At 46.7% G+C, this 2,153-nt stretch carries 2 protein-coding genes; both read right to left on the bottom strand.

Features of this window, described 5'->3' with window-relative positions; all coding sequences use genetic code 11:
• Window positions 1-34 precede the first annotated feature (34 nt).
• Window positions 35-1,378: a site-specific DNA-methyltransferase gene (locus ACVCAM_RS26285; RefSeq protein WP_094166800.1), complete on the bottom strand. Its 1,344-nt coding sequence runs from the start codon at window positions 1,376-1,378 to the stop codon at window positions 35-37.
• A gap of 102 nt (window positions 1,379-1,480) precedes the next feature.
• Entirely contained in the window at window positions 1,481-2,029 is a 549-nt protein-coding gene (locus tag ACVCAM_RS26280; protein WP_025760443.1) for a recombinase family protein, read from the bottom strand.
• Window positions 2,030-2,153: the final 124 nt, after the last annotated feature.

The raw sequence follows: 2,153 nt of genomic DNA, 5'->3' as shown, positions 1-2,153 counted from the left end.
GCTACGGGGGAGACTTACCCGAAATCTGATTTATTCAACAAAGCCTTCCAGAACCTGCAAATGGATCTAAAACAATGCCGTCCGGACGACACCAGAGTTGGATGATTTTGGTCATCAATTTGAGAGGTTTTACGGTAGAAAAACCATGCCCTTGACCAACAACAGCTGTTAGTTCGGCCACACCATCTGCAGATCGACCCGACTCCGAGTAATCCCAAGATGTAGAGCCTAAATCAATGTCAGTCAGGATTTCGGAGGCAAGATCGGTATCTGACCAGTATGTTACGGGCACTTTCCCTTTCTTTATTTGTTCAAGATAAGTTTTGACGCGGGGTCTACCCAGACCGTCCCGGCCAAACCAAAGAAATGGCCAGTTATTTTTTGCAAGCCGGGCATATGCTTTCTTAGATACTGAGCTCGCGATAGCTCCTGGTTGTTGGCCTTTAACAACCAAAGCTTTTCCACGACCATCTCCTATATCGCGTTCTTCGTACTCAGGTCCCCAAGCGTTCAGCCATATTTTTACATTCTTCTTAGGATGCCTCCACGCACCATTACCAGCTGGGTAATGCACAACTCCTGTGAATGGAGACTGGATACCATAGTCGTCCTTAGCTGAATAACTTTTTGCAGTAAGATTTCCCTCACGCCAGTCGTTTCCCGGGTCGTTGTCTGGATTGGAGTATCTCTTGTTGTCAGCCTCTCCACGAGCGAGCGATGCCGTCCGTACACGGGTTATATCTTTCCCGTATACCAGTACGTACTCGGTTGCCGTCGAGACATGTTTATTATCAGGTCTCGCAGCCGCGGACTTTTGCCAGTTAATAATTGCTAAACGATTATCCTCGCCAAATATCTCATCCATGAGCATTCCTAGGCGGAAAAGTTCCCGATGATCGATACAAATCGCCATCACGCCACCTGGTTTCAGCATCTCCCTCATCATCCAAATTCTGGGGGTCATGAAGCGCAACCATTTGCTATGCTTCGAACCGTCGTCTTTAGGAACTACATCGCCCAAATCAGGGTCGTTGGGATCTTTATCCCATTTGTCGTTATAACGGAAATCCTCTCCGGTATTGTAGGGAGGGTCTGTCAGTACGAGATCAATCTGCCCTCTATATTTATAGAGAGTGACCATTGCGGAAAGATTTTCTCCATCCCAAATCTCATTTTCAGCCTGAGCAAGCTCTTCACCACAAGAATATTTTTTTATAATACTGAAGAGCTTAGGCTTCACCTGTCTGATTATTTGCCACGGAGCTGTTCGGCCGGTGTAATTCATAACGATGCCATTTTTACCGGCGTCGACTAGTGCCGCATCATGCTCTTGAAGCATTCGGACCAGTGCCGCCCTAGGCAGTTGTTCGTAATCCATAATTGCCCTTTATCGTTCATGCTAATAACAGTAGACATAGCTTTATACGAGGTTATTTCCTATCGTGTTCAGCCTACTAGTGACGTTCCATCATGTGTACCACTACGTAGTAGCGAGAATTTTGTAGACTGTGGAACGTGCAATCTTTAACTGTCTGGATATGCTGGTTGCGCCAAGACCTTGTTCACGAAGACAGTGAACTTTAGCTTTATCCACTGTTGGTTTGCGGCCAAATTTAATCCCTTTAGACTTGGCCTCTAACCTTCCTTCATTTGTTCGTTCAAGGATGCGAGTACGCTCTGCTTGAGCTACTGCTGAAAGAATGGTGACGATCATCTTCCCCATCTCCCCATCAGTACTAATCCCGTCATCAATGAACCGGACAGCCACGCCCTGGGCGTCAAATGTTTTAATCAGTTGGATCATATCGGCAGTGTCGCGGCCAAGACGGTCAAGTTTCTTGACCAGAATGACATCACCTTCCTCCACCTTCATACGGAGCAGATCCAGCCCCTCCCTGTCGGCAGAGCTGCCGGATGCCTTGTCGGTAAAGATGCGGTTGAATTTCACCCCCGCGTCTTTGAGCGCCTTGACCTGAATATCGAGAGACTGCTGACTGGTTGATACCCGTGCGTAACCAAAAAGTCGCATAAAAATGTACCTTAAATCGAATATCAGACACCGTATGTCTATTATGGCAAAAATACGATTTAATAGACAGTCCATGCCTGCCGTTTTATGCTGTCTTATAATTCATAACATTTCGGACGGTTGC

The sequence above is a fragment of the Enterobacter sp. CFEC122 genome (genome assembly GCF_052983755.1).
This window is presented reverse-complemented; position numbering and strand designations above follow the sequence as displayed.